This is a genomic window from Roseovarius sp. (genome assembly GCF_030373445.1).
Taxonomy (GTDB): Bacteria; Pseudomonadota; Alphaproteobacteria; order Rhodobacterales; family Rhodobacteraceae; genus Roseovarius.
On record NZ_JAUCYU010000002.1, the window covers coordinates 556,014 to 571,054 of the forward strand.

The 15,041-nt window shown below is 64.3% G+C and carries 14 protein-coding genes and 1 tRNA gene; 7 read left to right on the plus strand and 8 right to left on the minus strand.

Going from position 1 to position 15,041, the window contains the following annotated elements; all coding sequences use genetic code 11:
* Positions 1–12: 12 nt before the first annotated feature.
* From QUV18_RS06305 to fabI, 4 genes are all read right to left on the minus strand, one after another.
* On the minus strand, positions 13–1,218 hold the full coding sequence (locus QUV18_RS06305; RefSeq protein WP_300892599.1) for an aminotransferase: 1,206 nt from the start codon (positions 1,216–1,218) through the stop codon (positions 13–15).
* Between the two features lie 132 nt (positions 1,219–1,350).
* Positions 1,351–1,848: a xanthine phosphoribosyltransferase gene (gpt, locus tag QUV18_RS06310; RefSeq protein WP_300892601.1), complete on the minus strand. Its 498-nt coding sequence runs from the start codon at positions 1,846–1,848 to the stop codon at positions 1,351–1,353.
* Between the two features lie 75 nt (positions 1,849–1,923).
* Positions 1,924–2,529 (minus strand): LysE family translocator, encoded by a 606-nt coding sequence (locus QUV18_RS06315; protein WP_300892603.1) that lies wholly within the window; start codon positions 2,527–2,529, stop codon positions 1,924–1,926.
* A 4-nt stretch (positions 2,530–2,533) separates the two neighbouring features.
* A complete protein-coding gene (gene fabI / locus QUV18_RS06320) occupies positions 2,534–3,340 on the minus strand; it encodes an enoyl-ACP reductase FabI (protein ID WP_300892604.1) in 807 nt (268 codons plus the stop codon).
* Between the two features lie 194 nt (positions 3,341–3,534).
* Here fabI and pdxH point away from each other — a divergent pair, with 194 nt between their 5' ends.
* The 6 genes from pdxH (at position 3,535) to QUV18_RS06350 (ending at position 10,683) form a co-directional block, all read left to right on the plus strand.
* Positions 3,535–4,137, plus strand: coding sequence for a pyridoxamine 5'-phosphate oxidase (gene pdxH, locus QUV18_RS06325; RefSeq protein ID WP_300892605.1), 603 nt, complete (start codon positions 3,535–3,537; stop codon positions 4,135–4,137).
* 118 nt (positions 4,138–4,255) lie between these two features.
* On the plus strand, positions 4,256–4,789 hold the full coding sequence (locus tag QUV18_RS06330; protein WP_300892607.1) for a cold-shock protein: 534 nt from the start codon (positions 4,256–4,258) through the stop codon (positions 4,787–4,789).
* Complete coding sequence (locus QUV18_RS06335; RefSeq protein WP_300892610.1) at positions 4,759–5,247, plus strand: DUF192 domain-containing protein; 489 nt, start codon at positions 4,759–4,761, stop codon at positions 5,245–5,247. Before QUV18_RS06330 ends, QUV18_RS06335 begins: the two co-directional genes overlap by 31 nt.
* An 81-nt stretch (positions 5,248–5,328) precedes the next feature.
* A tRNA-Pro gene (locus QUV18_RS06340) sits at positions 5,329–5,405 on the plus strand.
* Between the two features lie 578 nt (positions 5,406–5,983).
* Positions 5,984–9,655, plus strand: a complete 3,672-nt coding sequence (locus tag QUV18_RS06345; RefSeq protein ID WP_300892612.1) for a vitamin B12-dependent ribonucleotide reductase — start codon at positions 5,984–5,986, stop codon at positions 9,653–9,655.
* A 269-nt stretch (positions 9,656–9,924) separates the two neighbouring features.
* Complete coding sequence (locus QUV18_RS06350; protein ID WP_300892614.1) at positions 9,925–10,683, plus strand: glycosyltransferase family 2 protein; 759 nt, start codon at positions 9,925–9,927, stop codon at positions 10,681–10,683.
* Between the two features lies 1 nt (position 10,684).
* Here QUV18_RS06350 and QUV18_RS06355 read toward each other — a convergent pair whose 3' ends face one another.
* The 3 genes from QUV18_RS06355 to rocF are packed head-to-tail and all read right to left on the minus strand — an operon-like array spanning position 10,685 to position 13,435.
* Entirely contained in the window at positions 10,685–11,401 is a 717-nt protein-coding gene (locus QUV18_RS06355) for a sulfotransferase family 2 domain-containing protein (protein WP_300892616.1), read from the minus strand.
* A gap of 37 nt (positions 11,402–11,438) precedes the next feature.
* Positions 11,439–12,491: an ornithine cyclodeaminase gene (locus QUV18_RS06360; protein ID WP_300892618.1), complete on the minus strand. Its 1,053-nt coding sequence runs from the start codon at positions 12,489–12,491 to the stop codon at positions 11,439–11,441.
* Complete coding sequence (rocF, locus tag QUV18_RS06365; protein ID WP_300892620.1) at positions 12,488–13,435, minus strand: arginase; 948 nt, start codon at positions 13,433–13,435, stop codon at positions 12,488–12,490. The genes QUV18_RS06360 and rocF overlap by 4 nt, the downstream gene beginning before the upstream one ends.
* Before the next feature lie 124 nt (positions 13,436–13,559).
* Between rocF and QUV18_RS06370 the strand changes: the two genes are divergently transcribed.
* A complete protein-coding gene (locus tag QUV18_RS06370; RefSeq protein WP_300892621.1) occupies positions 13,560–13,988 on the plus strand; it encodes an Lrp/AsnC family transcriptional regulator in 429 nt (142 codons plus the stop codon).
* A gap of 12 nt (positions 13,989–14,000) precedes the next feature.
* Here QUV18_RS06370 and QUV18_RS06375 read toward each other — a convergent pair whose 3' ends face one another.
* A complete protein-coding gene (locus QUV18_RS06375) occupies positions 14,001–15,002 on the minus strand; it encodes an aromatic ring-hydroxylating dioxygenase subunit alpha (protein WP_300892622.1) in 1,002 nt (333 codons plus the stop codon).
* Positions 15,003–15,041 lie beyond the last annotated feature (39 nt).

The window sequence follows — 15,041 nt, forward strand, 5'->3', positions numbered from 1 at the left end:
TTCCGAGCCTGTCTACGCGCTGCCGCCATTGGGGGCAAGGGGCAGGCCGAGACCCGCCAGACGGCCGAAAAGCGCTTCGATGGCGGGGCGGTCGACATTGGCGAAGGCGACGCGCAATTCGCGTGCGCCGCGGGCCTCGCCCTCGGGGTAGAACATGGTGGCGGGCAGCAGAAGCACCCCGGCTTCGCGCACCAGCAGGGGGGCCAGTTCGTCCGAGGGAATGTCGAACGGGTGGCGCAGGTAGGCGAAATAGGCGCCGCATCCCAGAAGCTGCCAGCCCTGCGGCGTGATCTTCGGCATGTTGTCGTGGATGGCGGCGCGGCGGTCGAGGATCTCGTCGCGTTCTCCGGCCAGCCATTGGCCGAGGTTGCGCATGCCCCAGAGCGCGGCGATCTGGCCAAGCTGGTTGGGGCAGATGGTGACGGTATCGAGGAATTTCTCGACCTCGGCGAGGAGGGACGGGTGGGCCACCATGGCGCCGACCCGGTGCCCGGTCAGGCGATAGGCCTTGGAGAAGGAGTAAAGCTGGATCAGCGTGTCGGGCCAGTCGGGATCGGTGAAGAGGCCGTGCGCCGCGCCGGGGCGGGCGTCGAAATCGCGATAGGTCTCGTCGACGATCAGCTTGAGCCCGCGGGCCTGGGCAAGGTGGTAGAAGCTTTCGACCAGGTCGGCCGGATACTCCACGCCGCCCGGGTTGTTGGGTGTCACGAGCACGATGGCCCGGGTCTTGTTCGTGATCCGCGCCTCGGCCTCGCCCGGATCGGGGAGGAGCTCCGGGCCGGTGGGCAGGGGCACGGCGGTCACGCCCGACATGTCGAGCCACATCTTGTGATTGAAGTACCACGGGGTCGGCAGGATGACCTCGTCGCCTTCGGTGCAGAGCGCGGTGATCGCGGCGCAGAAGGCCTGGTTGCAGCCCGAGGTGATGGCGACCTGTTCGGCCTTGATGACACCGCCATAGGCACGGCACCATTGCTCCGCCACCTCTTCGCGAAGCGCCGGAAGCCCGAAGACCGGGCCGTAAAGATGCGCCGAGGGCTGGCTCAGTGCGGCCTCGGCAATGACCTGTCGGAGCGCTTCGGGCGGCGGCTCGGCCGGGGCGGCCTGGCTGAGGTTGATGAGCGGGCGGTCGGGGGGAAACTCCACCCCCTCGACCCAGCGTTTCGCGGCCATGATCGGCGGCGGGAAGGTGGTGGCGGTGCGGGAAGGGCTGGTCATGGGGCGGTCCCTGTGGGTTGTCTTTCCCGCTCTTACCGCGCCGGTCCTTCGGTGCCAAGCTGGGGCCGGAATATCCAGGCAACCAAAGCCGGAGCAGGGGCAGGTTGCGACGCTCGATTACGTCGGCGCCGGTCAGACGCCGCGATAGGGCTCGACATATTGCAGCGCCATGTCCCACGGGAAGAAAATCCACGTGTCCTGACTGACTTCGGTCACGAAGGTGTCGACCATGTCGCGGCCCATGGGTTTGGCGTAGATGGTGGCAACCTTGGCCTTGGGCATGTGCTTGCGCACCACGTCCAGCGTCTTGCCGGTATCGACGAGGTCATCGACGATCAGCACGCCCTCGCCATCGCCGACAAGGTCCATGTCGGGGGACTTGATTACGACCGGGGCGCTTTGGGTCTGGTGGTTGTAGGATTTGACGCTGATCGTATCGACGGTGCGGATGTCGAGTTCGCGTGCCACGATCATCGCCGGGGCCATGCCGCCGCGGGTGATGGCGACAACGGCTTTCCAGCCGTCCGCCGGCGCCTCGCCCTGAAGCCGCCAGGCCAGCGCGCGGGCGTCGCGGTGAAGCTGGTCCCAGCTGACATGGAACCCTTTTTCGTGGGGCAGGCGGTCTTGCATGGCGTCACTCCGTCGTTGTTCCGGGCGCATTAGCGCAAAGGCAGGGCGAACGGAAGGCGGTCCTTCTCGCCCGGGTCAACTCCGGTCGAAGGCCAGTTTCAGCCCGAGCGCGCCCAGCACCCCGGCCGCGATACGGTCGAGCACCGGTTTCAGCCGGAGGTAGCCGTCACGTGCCGCACGGGTCGAAAGCGCGCAGGCGAAGGCGGTATAGGCCGCGAATTCGACAAGCATGTGGTTGCCCACGATCAGCGCCTTCTGCGCGAGGTTCATGTCACGGGGGAAGATGACCACGAGAACGGCGGAGGCGAAGAGCACGGATTTCGGGTTGGCGAAATTGACGAGCAGGCCGCTGACGAATGGACGCCGCCTTGGAGCCTGGGCCGAGTCCAGTGGCGTCTTCGCCTCGCGCCAGATGGAGACGGCGAGGTAGATCAGGTAGGCGGCGCCGATAATCTTGAGCGACATGTAGGCCCAGGGGAAGAGCGTGAAGATCACGTCGAGCCCCAGCAGCGCCGCGCCTGTCCATGCTGCCGCGACCGTGCCGAGGCCGAGGCCCGTGAGGATGCCGGCGGTGCGCCCCTCGACCAGGGTGGTGCGCAGGGCCATCAGCATCGCCGGGCCCGGGCTGGCCAGCGCGGCCAGCAGTGTCAGGTTGAAGGCGATCAGATGGGCCGGATCCATGGCATCAGGTCTTCTCGATATCGGGCGCGTCGACGGCCTTCATGCCGACCACGTGATAGCCCGCGTCGACATGCAGGACCTCGCCCGTCGTGCCGCTGCCGAGATCCGACAGCAGGTAGAGAGACGCCTTGCCGACATCGTCGATCGTGACGTTGCGGCGCAGGGGCGAGTTCAGTTCGTTCCACTTGAGGATATAGCGGAAATCGCCGATCCCGCTGGCGGCAAGTGTCTTGATCGGGCCGGCCGAAATGGCGTTGACGCGGATACCATCCTTGCCGAGATCCTCGGCCAGGTACATGACCGACGCCTCGAGCGCGGCCTTGGCGATGCCCATGACATTGTAATGCGGCATCACCTGTTCGGCGCCGTAATAGGTCAGCGTCAGCATGGCGCCGCCTTCGTTCATCATCTTCTCGGCACGCTGTGCGACGGCGGTGAAGGAGTAGACCGAGATGTCCATCGTGTTGAGGAAGTTGGTGCGCGTCGTGTCGACGTAGCGGCCACGCAGCTCGGTCTTGTCGGAGAACCCGATGGCGTGCACCAGGAAGTCGATCTTGCCCCAGGTCTTTTCAAGCTCCGCGAAGAGCGCGTCGACGCTGTCCATGTCGCTGACGTCGCAGGGCAGGACCACGTTTGACCCGAGTTGTTCGGCCAGCGGCGCCACGCGTTTCTTGAGCGCGTCCCCCTGGTAGGAAAAGGCCAGTTCTGCCCCGGCCTCGGCACAGGCGCGGGCGATGCCCCAGGCAATCGATTTGTCGTTCGCAAGGCCCATGATCAGCCCGCGTTTGCCTGCCATCAACGTATTCGACATTTTTTGCCCTCGGCGCACTTGGTATTATGCTATTCCTTTAGGCGATCGACCACTCCGCATCAAGGGCATGGCGATGCCAACAAATGCCCTTGGCGGAACAACGGTCTAGCCGGCAGGTCGGAAAATCGGCTTGTGCCCCGGCCCGTGCCATCCTAGCAGCAAGGTTAACGACTTCTACGGAGTGATGCGAAACCATGGAACGCGAGGGGATATTCGCAGGGGACGACCCGTTCCGGATTGCGCGCGATTGGCTGGCCGAGGCCGAGGCGGGCGAGCTCAACGATCCCAATGCCGCGGCGCTGGCGACGGTCGATCCGGCCGGGCTGCCCAACGTGCGGATGGTGCTGCTGAAGGATATCACCGACACGGGGTTCTGGTTCTACACCAATTACGAAAGCGCGAAGGGGCAGGAGATCGCGGCCACGGGCAAGGCGGCGATGGTGCTGCACTGGAAATCGCTGCGACGGCAGGTGCGGGTGCGCGGCGATGTGGTGAAGGAGGATGGCCCGGAGGCCGACACCTATTTCGCCTCCCGGTCCCTCAAGAGCCGTCTGGGCGCATGGGCGTCTCGGCAGTCCCGTCCGCTGGAATCGCGCACCAAGCTCATGGCGGAGGTCGCAAAGGTGACGTCGCGTAAGGGCACGAATCCCGATCGGCCTCCGTTCTGGGGCGGTTTCCGGATCGTACCACTCGAGATAGAGTTCTGGGCCGATGGCGCCTTCCGCCTGCACGATCGCTTCGTCTGGCGCCGGGAAACTCATGAAAACGCATGGGAAATTCAGCGGCTGAGCCCCTGAGGTTTGCGCGGCGTCAATTGCAACGTGCTGAATAAAAATGGAATTTGCCTTGCCATGTGTGTCCGCTACACCTCTAATGAGCGAACATGTCTAGGGCGGGGCTTGTAGGTTGAAGGCTGTGACGAAGGACAGGGAAAACACGCGAAGGCTGAAAGGGCAGGTCAAGTGGTTCGACCCCGTCAAGGGCTTCGGCTTCGTCGTCGCCGACGAGGGCGGGCCGGATATCCTGCTTCATGCCAATGTGCTGCGCAATTTCGGGCAGAGCTCGGTTGCCGACCGCGCCGGGATCGAGCTGGAAGTCCAGCAGACGGAACGCGGCATCCAGGCGGTCGAGGTGCTCTCGATCGAGCCGCCGGACCAGGATACGCTCAGCGGCTTGGCCGACCTCGAGGATATCGACCCCGAGGAGATCCGCGCCGCCCCGCTGGAGCCTGCCCGCGTCAAATGGTTCGACAAGGGGAAGGGATTCGGCTTTGCCAACACCTTCGGACGTGACGAGGACGTGTTCATCCATATAGAAGTGTTGCGCAGGTCCGGTATGGCCGACCTGCAATCCGGAGAGGCGCTGGCCATCCGGGTGATCGAAGGTAAACGCGGCCGGATGGCCACGGAGGTGTGTGGATGGGAAACCGCGGTAAAACGATCCGACTGACCCTTGTGGGGCTGGGGCTGTCCTTGTTGCCCGCGCTTGCCGCGGCCGAGAGTGCCTGCCGGGACGACCAGATCTCGTTGCGGGGGGACTGGGGTGAGGCCCGGTTCACGGTGGAAGTCGCCGACGATGCCGATGAACGCGCGCAGGGTCTGATGCATCGCGAAAGCATGGCCCGCAGTGCCGGCATGCTCTTCATCTATGACAGCGCCCGCACGGTGCGGTTCTGGATGAAGAACACGCTGATCCCGCTCGACATGATCTTCGCCGATGAAACCGGCACGGTGCGGCGCATCCATCGGATGGCCGAACCGGAAAGCGAAGAGATGATCTTCGGCGGCAACAACATACAGTACATCCTCGAGATCAATGGCGGGATGGCCGATGCCTTGAAGATCGACGAGGGCAGCGAGATGCGCCACCCGGCAATCTCGTCGGCCGAGGCAAAATGGCCGTGCTGAACCGGTTGCCGTGGATGGGGCAGGACCGGTCAGTTTAGCCTTTTCAAGCCGACCTTTCCCGATTAGATACCCCCCACGGTCCGGGGCGTGGCGCAGTCTGGTAGCGCACCTGTTTTGGGTACAGGGGGTCGTGAGTTCGAATCTCGCCGCCCCGACCACTCTTCTTTCAGCCACTAGATGTAGATTCCTGCGTGCCCGACCTGCAACAGGTCGTGGTCTGAGGCCGATTGCGGCGTCATGTGAAGATTTTTTTCACGTGCCTGTTGCGGGCCGGCTGAACGGCTGGCGGGGCTGCCAATCGTTTCCCGGCCGCGACTGTCCACAGGAGCCTTCGGCGTTAAGGCGCAAGCATAGAAAGACTTTCCGTAACTCATCCACAGCGGGACCGGAAATTGTAACATTCCCGTGAATCACTCCCGGGCCCGGGCGGAATCGAAACGGCAGAATTAATCAACGTTTTTTTGGCCGGCACATCCAAAAAAACACGTTGACCCCCTATGGGGTGATACGCCACTTTGTGTAGGCGGATCGACAAGCCACAATATATAGTGGCGACGAGAAGCGGTAGGGACGAACTATCTCGGTTACAGAGGGCACAAGCCCACAAGCCAAGTCATGCGGCTCGCGCACTGGCCGCAGATATGTCCTTTACTGCCTGTTCACCCGCAAAACAGGACCGGGCCATCAGGCTGACCCGGTGCCACCACAAACGCAATGCTGAAGTCACGGGGCAGCAATGAAAATTGAACGCAAATTCACCAAGGCAGGTCAAGACGCATATGCGGAGCTCGATTTCGTCACCACGAGCTCGGAAATTCGCAATCCCGACGGCACCACCGTGTTCCGGCTGGACGAGGTCGAAGTGCCCGCCCGCTGGAGCCAGGTCGCCAGCGACGTGATCGCGCAGAAGTATTTCCGCAAGGCGGGTGTTCCCGTCGAGCTCAAGAAGGTCAAGGAAAAGGGCGTGCCCGAATTCCTGTGGCGCTCCGTGGCGGCGTCGGACAAGACCGAGCGCACCGGTGAAACATCTGCCAAGCAGGTCTTCGACCGGCTGGCCGGCGCCTGGGCCTACTGGGGCTGGAAGGGTGGCTATTTCTCGACCGAGGACGACGCCCGCGCCTATTACGACGAGATGCGTTTCATGCTGGCGCGCCAGATGGCGGCGCCCAACTCCCCGCAGTGGTTCAACACGGGCCTGCACTGGGCCTATGGCATCGACGGCCCCAGCCAGGGCCACTACTACGTCGACTTCAAGACGGGCGACCTGACCAAATCGAGCAGCGCCTACGAGCACCCGCAACCCCATGCCTGCTTCATCCAGTCCGTCGCCGACGACCTGGTGGGCGATGGCGGCATCATGGATCTGTGGGTGCGTGAAGCCCGGCTCTTCAAATACGGCTCGGGCACCGGCACGAACTTCTCCTCCCTGCGTGCCGAGGGGGAAGCCCTTTCGGGTGGCGGCAAGTCGAGCGGCCTGATGGGCTTCCTCAAAATCGGGGACCGCGCCGCCGGCGCCATCAAGTCGGGCGGCACCACGCGCCGCGCCGCCAAGATGGTGATCTGCGATGCCGACCACCCCGATATCGAGGAGTTCATCAACTGGAAGGTGCGCGAGGAGCAGAAGGTCGCTTCCATCGTGGCCGGGTCCAAGATGCATGAAGCCAGGCTGAACGACATCTTCGCCGCCATCCGCGGCTGGGACGGCAGCGCGGAAGACGCGGTCGACCCCAAGAAGAACGATCAGCTGAAAGAGGCGATCCGGGGCGCGAAGAAAGCCTCGATCCCCGAAACCTATGTCAAGCGCGTGCTGGACTATGCGCGGCAGGGGTATGACAGCATCGAATTCCCGACCTACGACACCGACTGGGACAGTGAAGCCTACGCGTCGGTCTCCGGACAAAACTCCAACAACTCCATCCGGGTGACCGACGCGTTTCTCAAGGCGGTTGAGGACGATGCCGACTGGGCGCTGATCAACCGCACCGACGGCTCGGTCGCCAAGACCATCAAGGCGCGTGACCTGTGGGAAGACGTGGGCCACGCGGCCTGGGCCTGTGCCGACCCCGGCATCCAGTTCCACGACACGATCAATTCCTGGCACACCTGCCCGGAAGATGGCGAGATCCGCGGGTCGAACCCGTGCTCGGAATACATGTTCCTCGACGACACGGCCTGCAATCTCGCCTCGATGAACCTGCTGTCCTTCTACCGGGATGGCCAGTTCGACGCCGATGCCTATGTCCACGCCACCCGGCTCTGGACCGTGACGCTGGAAATCTCGGTTCTGATGGCGCAGTTCCCGTCGAAGGAAATCGCCCAGAACTCCTATGACACCCGCACGCTTGGCCTTGGTTATGCCAATATCGGCGGGCTGCTGATGAACATGGGCTACGGTTACGACTCGACCGAAGGCCGCGCCCTGTGCGGCGCGCTGACGGCGATCATGACCGGCGTGGCCTATGCCACCTCGGCCGAGATGGCGGGCGAGCTGGGGGCCTTCCCGGCCTACGAGCGCAACGCCGGGCACATGCTGCGGGTCATGCGCAACCACCGGAACGCCGCCCATGGTGCGAGCGACGGTTACGAGAGCCTTGCCATCAAGCCGGTGCCGCTCGACCATGCCGGATGCCCCGACGCGCGGCTTGTCGATCTCGCCAAGGCGTGCTGGGACGAGGCCTTGGAACTGGGCGAACAGCACGGCTACCGCAACGCGCAAGCCACGGTGATCGCCCCCACCGGCACGATCGGGCTGGTGATGGATTGCGACACCACCGGCATCGAGCCCGATTTCGCGCTGGTGAAGTTCAAGAAGCTCGCGGGCGGCGGTTACTTCAAGATCATCAACCGCTCGGTTCCGGCGGCGCTGGAGAAACTGGGCTACGGCTCCGCCCAGATCGAGGAGATCGTCAGCTACGCGGTGGGCCACGGCACGATCGGCAACGCGCCGGGCGTGAACCACACGTCGCTGGCCGGCCACGGCTTCGGCCCGGCCGAGCTGGAGAAGGTCGACAACGCCGTGGGCCAGGCCTTCGACATCCGCTTCGTCTTCAACCAGTGGACGCTGGGCGAGGAGTTCTGCACCCGCGTGCTGGGCATCCCGGCCGCCAAGCTGAACGACCCGACCTTCGACATGCTGGCACACCTGGGCTACTCGAAAGCCGAGATCGAAGCCGCCAACGACCATGTCTGCGGGACGATGACGCTGGAAGGCGCACCGCATCTCAAGACAGAGCACTACTCGGTCTTCGACTGCGCCAATGCCTGCGGCAAGAAGGGCAAGCGCTTCCTGTCGGTCAACTCGCATATCGACATGATGGCGGCAGCCCAAAGCTTCATCTCGGGTGCGATCTCGAAAACGATCAACATGCCCAACGACGCCACCATCGAGGATTGCCAGCAGGCCTACGAGCGGAGCTGGACCATGGGTGTCAAGGCCAACGCACTCTACCGCGACGGCTCGAAACTCAGCCAGCCGCTGGCCTCGGCCCTTGTCGAGGATGACGAGGACGCGCAGGAGGTGCTGGAAAGCGGCAGCCCCCAGGAAAAGGCGCAGGTCCTGGCCGAGAAGATCGTCGAGAAGGTCGTGGTCAAGGAGATCGTCCGCACCCATCGCGAGAAGATGCCCGACCGCCGCAAGGGATATACCCAGAAGGCGATGGTCGGCGGCCACAAGGTCTATCTTCGCACCGGGGAATACGGCGACGGTTCGCTTGGCGAGATCTTCATCGACATGCACAAGGAAGGCGCCGGGTTCCGGGCGATGATGAACAACTTCGCCATCGCGGTGTCGGTCGGCCTGCAATACGGTGTGCCGCTCGAGGAATTCGTCGACGCCTTTACCTTCACCAAGTTCGAACCGGCGGGGATGGTGCAGGGCAACGACTCGATCAAGAACGCCACGTCGATCCTCGACTATATCTTCCGTGAACTGGCGGTCAGCTATCTCGACCGAACGGACCTTGCCCATGTCAAACCCCAGGGTGCGTCCTTTGACGACCTTGGCCGCGGCGAGGAAGAGGGTGTCTCGAACATCTCGGAGATGAGCGAGGATGCCGCCAACAAGTCGCTGGAAGTGCTCAAGCAGATCAGCTCGACCGGCTACCTCCGCAAGCGGTTGCCGCAGGAGCTGGTGGTATTCAACGGCGGGCAGGCCATGGGGGCCACGGCGCTTGACGGTGCCGCCGATCCCTCGGCCACGCTGAAGACGCTGGTGCCGGAAACGGCGCAGGCGACGGCCACCACGACCACGGCCGTGGCGTCCGGAGCCGTCGGCATGAACGCCGCCACCAAGGCGCGGATGCAGGGCTACGAGGGCGAGGCCTGTGGCGATTGCGGCAACTACACGCTGGTGCGCAACGGCACCTGCATGAAGTGCAACACCTGCGGCTCGACGAGCGGGTGTAGCTGAGGGGACAAGATCGCGCCCTACCGGGCGTGAAGGGGTGGCAGGGCCGAGCCGACCGGTCCGCACCCCGCCGAAACAAAGGGGGGATGCTGCCAAGCCTTTTCCCGAACCGACATGGAGCGGGTGCGCTCGCTCCTTGACGGCACTCAGGCCGCAGGCAGAAAACCGGGCGGTACAAATATCGAGCCTGAGTGGCGAAACTTGAACCGGGGGGCCTTGGCCCCCCGTTTTTCTGTTGCACGGTGCGGCGCGGCTGGGGCACAGACACCGGCATGAGCACAACGCCCGCCATCAGCGTCTGTATCCCCGCCTATGACATGGGTGGCGCCGGGGGCGATTACCTGGGCCATTCCTTCGACCGGCTTGCGCGGCAGTCCTTCAAGGATTTCGAGGTGGTGATATCCGACCAGTCCGACGGGCCCGGCGTGGCCGAGGCCTGTGCCGCCTACGCCGACCGGCTGACCATCCGCTTGGTGGCGTATCGAGAGGGCAAGCGGCAGGCCTCGGCCAACACGAACAATGCCATGCGCCACGCCAGGGGTCGTATCCTCAAGGTCCTGTTCCAGGATGATTTCCTGTGTGATGACAGTGCCTTGCAGCAGGTTCTTGAGGCCTTCCAGGATCGCGGCTGTAAATGGGTGCTGACGGGTTCCGCCGTCACGCGCGACGGCGAGACGTTGGAGCGCCCGATGGTGCCGCGCTGGCAGGATCGCATACGCTGGGGGTTCAATACAATTTCCAGCCCCTCCGTCCTGGCGCTGGAGGCCGGGCACGACATCTGGTTCGACGAGAACCTGCAATGGCTGATGGACGGCGACATGTATCACAGCTGTCACCAGGCCTTCGGCGCGCCGGTGATCCTGCCCGACACCCTGGTCGCCAACCGCATCCACGCCGGCCAGGTCAGCGCCGGGGTCAGCCGCAAGCTGCGGCGGCAGGAAGTGGTGTACACGGCCAGGAAAGGCGGACTGTCGCATGCCAAGGGCGACCTGCGCGCGTTTCTCTACCAGTATCTGAAGGCCCTCGGCTGAGCTACCGGCGGAAAAGACCCTTCAAAAGCGGCTTGCGCTGTTTCGGCAGGGGTTTGTCGGGCGCCTTCTGCTTGACCACGTCTTCGCACGTATAGCCAAATCGCTTGAAGTCCTCTGCGTAAACCTTTGCAACCACGTCCAGAACTTCGCCCGACAGCGGCGCTTGGCCGGCGGCATAGCTCACGCCGCCGCGGCTCTTGTTCTCATGCGGCATCTTGCGCGGGCCGTCTGTATTTCCGGCCAGGCCGTCGAGATGCGCCACCACGCCCTGGACGCCGTCCTCCAGCCGGAATACCGTCGCGCCATCCGGCACGAGGTCGGCAGCGGGCCGGGGATGATTGTCATAACGGAACGGCATCGTGTCGCGCCGCGCGACCCAGTCGAGGAACCACGCGTTGATATCCATGCCATCCGGCACGGTTTTCTCGCCGGTCAACTGGTAGTCGAAAGCGCTGCGCAGGCGGGTGACCGGGTGGCGCACCACGGCAAAGCTAGACTCGATCCATTCCTTCGGGATCAGCAGGCCCACTGCGTCGCGGTCAACGTGCTGGGGCGAGGACTTCGTCCAGCGCCGCGCCTCTGGCACGTTGTAGAACTGCGAGTTGGCGAAGGCGATCCTGCCGAAGCGTTTCCTCAGATACACCTCGACCGAGGCCCCGGCACATTTTGGGACATGCGCGAAGTAGTGAAGCTCGCGGTCGATTCGAAAGAACGGCATGGCGCATAGTTACTGGCGGGCCGGGAGGGCGTAAAGCTCAGGCGCCGGCGCGTTGCAGCATCCCGAACAGGTCGCGCGGGTCGTCCGGGTCGGCCAGAAGGTCGAGCTCTAGATAATAGTCAGTGCGGCCGATGTGATCGCGGATATAGCGGAGCGCGCTGAAATCCTCGATCGCGAAGCCGACGCTGTCGAACAGCGTGATCTGCTGTGCGCTGGTCCGGCCCTGCGCCTCGCCATTCATCACCCGCCACAGTTCGGTCACCGGGTGGTCCGGCGCCAGTTGCTGGATCTCGCCCTCGATCCGGGTTTGCTCGGGGTATTCCACGAAGATCGACGAGCGGTGCAGCACACCCGGCGCCAGTTCCGTTTTGCCCGGGCAATCCCCGCCGATCGCGTTGATATGCACACCGCTGCCGACCATGTTGTCGGTCAGGATCGTGGCATACTGTTTGTCGGCGGTGCAGGTGGTGATGATCTGTGCGCCCTCCATGGCCTCTTCGGCGCTTTGGCAGGCGACCACGTTCAGGCCCATGCCTTGCAGGTTGCGCGCGGCTTTCTCGGTGGCCGCGGGGTCGATATCGTAGAGCCGCACGCTCTTGAGCCCGCAGATCGCCTTCATCGCCATGCTCTGGAATTCCGATTGAGCCCCGGCGCCGATCATCGCCATCGTGTCGGCGCCCTTGGGGGCGAGGTAACGGGCCACGAGCGCCGATGTTGCCGCCGTTCTGAGCGCGGTCAGTACCGTCATTTCCGACAGCAGCACGGGATAACCGTTGCTGACATCCGCCAGGAGGCCGAAGGCCGTCACCGTCTGAAGCCCGGCCTTGGTGTTCTTCGGGTGGCCGTTGACGTATTTGAACCCGTAAACCTCGCCATCCGAGGTCGGCATCAGCTCGATCACCCCCTCGGCCGAATGGCTGGCCACCCGCGGGGTCTTGTCGAACAACTCCCACCGCTTGAAATCATCCTCGATATAGGCGGCAAGTCCGGTCAGCATCTCCTCGATGCCGATATGGTGGACGAGCTTCATCATGTTTTCGACGCTGACGAAGGGCACCAGCGCCTTGTCGGAGGGGGGCAGGGTGGTCATGAGGCGGCTCTTTCGTAGGAGAAGGACTGTGTCGGGCGGTCGAAGACCCGGCGGCCGAGGGCCGAGGCAGTGAGGTCGACCATGACCTGCGCCGTCCGGCCGCGGTCGTCGAGGAAGGGGTTCAGTTCCACGAGGTCGAGCGAGGTCATGAGGCCACTGTCGCAGATCATCTCCATCACCAGGTGCGCCTCGCGGATCGTGGCGCCGCCGGGGACAGTGGTGCCGACGGCCGGGGCGAAGGACGGGTCGAGGAAATCGACGTCGAGCGAGACATGCAGCGCGCCTTTCGCCTTGGACACATCATCGAGGAAGGCCGCCAGTGGCCGGGCGATGCCGGCCTCGTCGATGGCGCGCATGTCTGCATAGCGGATGCGGCTGCCCTGGAGCACTTCGCGCTCCGCCGCGTCGACCGAGCGCAGGCCGAGGATGCAGATGTTTTCCTCCGGTACCGGCGATTTCACCTCCGGAAAGCCGTGAAACCCGTCGCGGCCGGTGACGTAACCCAGCGGTGTGCCATGCAGGTTGCCCGAGGCGGTGGATTGGGGGGTGTGATAGTCGCTATGCGCATCCAGCCAGAGCACAAATTGCGGACGGTCCCGGCGGGCGGCGTCGGTCGCCACGCCGGCGACCGAGCCCAGTGACAGGCTGTGATCGCCGCCGAGGAAGATCGGCAGGCCCTCCTGCATTGCCGCCTCTGCCGCGCCGGCCAGCGCCTCGGTCCAGCCGATGGTTTCCGCCGGTTCATGCAGGTGCCCGGGCAGGTCTCCGGGCGTCGCGCCCGGGCGCGGGCGCAGGTTGCCGGCATCCTGCACAATGTGCCCAAGCCCTTCCAGTGCTTCCGTCAGCCCGGCCACGCGGTAGGCATCCGGCCCCATCATGCAGCCGCGCCTTGCCTTGCCGCTGTCGACCGGGGCACCGATCAGGATACAGGTCTGCTCACTCATCGCCATCTCGTCTGTCAGGAATGTCAGGTTGCGCGCAGGGTCTGCTCAAATCGGGTTGAACTGAACCGGGCATTTTGCACTATTCGGGGCAGCATTGACCGGAACGGAGGCTTGAAGCTGCAAAATGGATGATGTGGACCAGCGCCTGATCTCGGCGCTCAGGCACGACGCCCGGGCATCCCTGTCCGACCTGGCGCTCACACTGGGCGTCTCACGTACTACCGTGCGCGGCCGCATCGAGAAGCTGCGCCGGTTGGGCGATATCGTGGGTTTCACCGTCGTGCTCAAGGGCGATGCGGCGCGCGACCCGGTGCGCGGCCTGATGATGATCGGCATCGAGGGGCGCGGCACCGACCGGATCTTGCGGCAGTTGAACGGTCTGTCGGCGGTGCGCGCCATGCACACCACCAACGGCCGGTGGGACGTTATCGTGGAGATCGGCACCGCCACGCTGGAGGAGTTCGACGAGGTGCTCGCCCGCATCCGCCGTTTCGACGGGATCGCGCATTCCGAGACAAGCCTGCTCCTTTCGACGCGGAAAGCGGCAAGCTGAAGGGCCGGGGGCTCAGCCCCCGGCCGCCTCGACCAGCTTCTTCTGGAAGTAGGCCACGCCCTGTTCGTGCTTGGGCGAGAGCGGCCCGGCGCGATAGCCGCCGCTTTCGTAGTTCTTCTGGGTCTCGAGGCACACCTCGAAATCCTCCCGTACAACGGCGAGGTTGTCGGCGATTGTCTTTTCCCGTGCGGCGCGGCCCTCGGGCGAGGTGTCCTCGAAATAAAAGTTGTAGATCAGCTCGGTCCGGCGGTGATCCAGCGGGTTGATGCGCGACGTGTTCATGCCGCCGGAGAACAGCGAGAGCGTCCAGTTGGGCCACATCCACAGCCACTTGCCGCGATAGAACAGCCCTTCGCGTGGCGGGGCGGTCATCCGCACCATGCCGTCATGCGCCGTGGTCTCGAACCGGTCGAACTCGATGGCGCTGTGAAAGGCCGGGTGGATGCCCGGGATGTGGTAGCCCTCGACGAAATTGTCGGTGTAGATCTTCCAGTTGGCATCGAAGACCATCCGCTCCTCGTGCATCCACGTGAAGTTTTCGATCGGCTCGTCCTGAAGCTCGGGGATGATCGCGCCGAGCTGGTCGGCCAGGGGGCGCGTGGGCGCGATGGCCACGAAGAGCAGCCCCCGCCAGATGTCGAACTCCACCGTGTCGAGCGCCCAGTCGGATTTCTCGAAATCCGGGTCGTCGCCCCACCACGGCACGTTCAGGAGCGAGCCGTCCTCGCCCCAGACCCACTGGTGATAGGGGCAGCGGATGGTGGAGCAGCGGCCGTTGCCCTCGGGCAAAAGCCGCGCGCCGCGATGACGGCAGACGTTGCGAAAGGCGCGCAGCCCCTCGCGGGTCCGGATCACGAAGACCTTCTGGCCGGCGATCTCGGCGGCGATGTAATCGCCGCGCTGTGCCAGCCGCGAGGCCGGGCCGAGCAACTGCCACGTGCTCGAGAAAATATGGCTGACATCACCCGCGTGAATGTCGGGAGAGGTATAGTGGAGGGGATCGAGATTTCGCACGCGCTGGCCCTTCTGCTGACGGTTGCGGGAACGCTACGG

Bases quoted from the DNA above. Each gene is read 5' to 3' on its own strand.
- QUV18_RS06305 (WP_300892599.1), bottom strand. From the start codon at position 1,218: ATGACCAGCCCTTCCCGCACCGCCACCACCTTCCCGCCGCCGATCATG.
- gpt (WP_300892601.1), bottom strand. From the start codon at position 1,848: ATGCAAGACCGCCTGCCCCACGAAAAAGGGTTCCATGTCAGCTGGGAC.
- QUV18_RS06315 (WP_300892603.1), bottom strand. From the start codon at position 2,529: ATGGATCCGGCCCATCTGATCGCCTTCAACCTGACACTGCTGGCCGCG.
- fabI (WP_300892604.1), bottom strand. From the start codon at position 3,340: ATGTCGAATACGTTGATGGCAGGCAAACGCGGGCTGATCATGGGCCTT.
- pdxH (WP_300892605.1), top strand. From the start codon at position 3,535: ATGGAACGCGAGGGGATATTCGCAGGGGACGACCCGTTCCGGATTGCG.
- QUV18_RS06335 (WP_300892610.1), top strand. From the start codon at position 4,759: ATGGGAAACCGCGGTAAAACGATCCGACTGACCCTTGTGGGGCTGGGG.
- QUV18_RS06345 (WP_300892612.1), top strand. From the start codon at position 5,984: ATGAAAATTGAACGCAAATTCACCAAGGCAGGTCAAGACGCATATGCG.
- QUV18_RS06350 (WP_300892614.1), top strand. From the start codon at position 9,925: ATGAGCACAACGCCCGCCATCAGCGTCTGTATCCCCGCCTATGACATG.
- QUV18_RS06355 (WP_300892616.1), bottom strand. From the start codon at position 11,401: ATGCCGTTCTTTCGAATCGACCGCGAGCTTCACTACTTCGCGCATGTC.
- QUV18_RS06360 (WP_300892618.1), bottom strand. From the start codon at position 12,491: ATGACCACCCTGCCCCCCTCCGACAAGGCGCTGGTGCCCTTCGTCAGC.
- rocF (WP_300892620.1), bottom strand. From the start codon at position 13,435: ATGAGTGAGCAGACCTGTATCCTGATCGGTGCCCCGGTCGACAGCGGC.
- QUV18_RS06370 (WP_300892621.1), top strand. From the start codon at position 13,560: ATGGATGATGTGGACCAGCGCCTGATCTCGGCGCTCAGGCACGACGCC.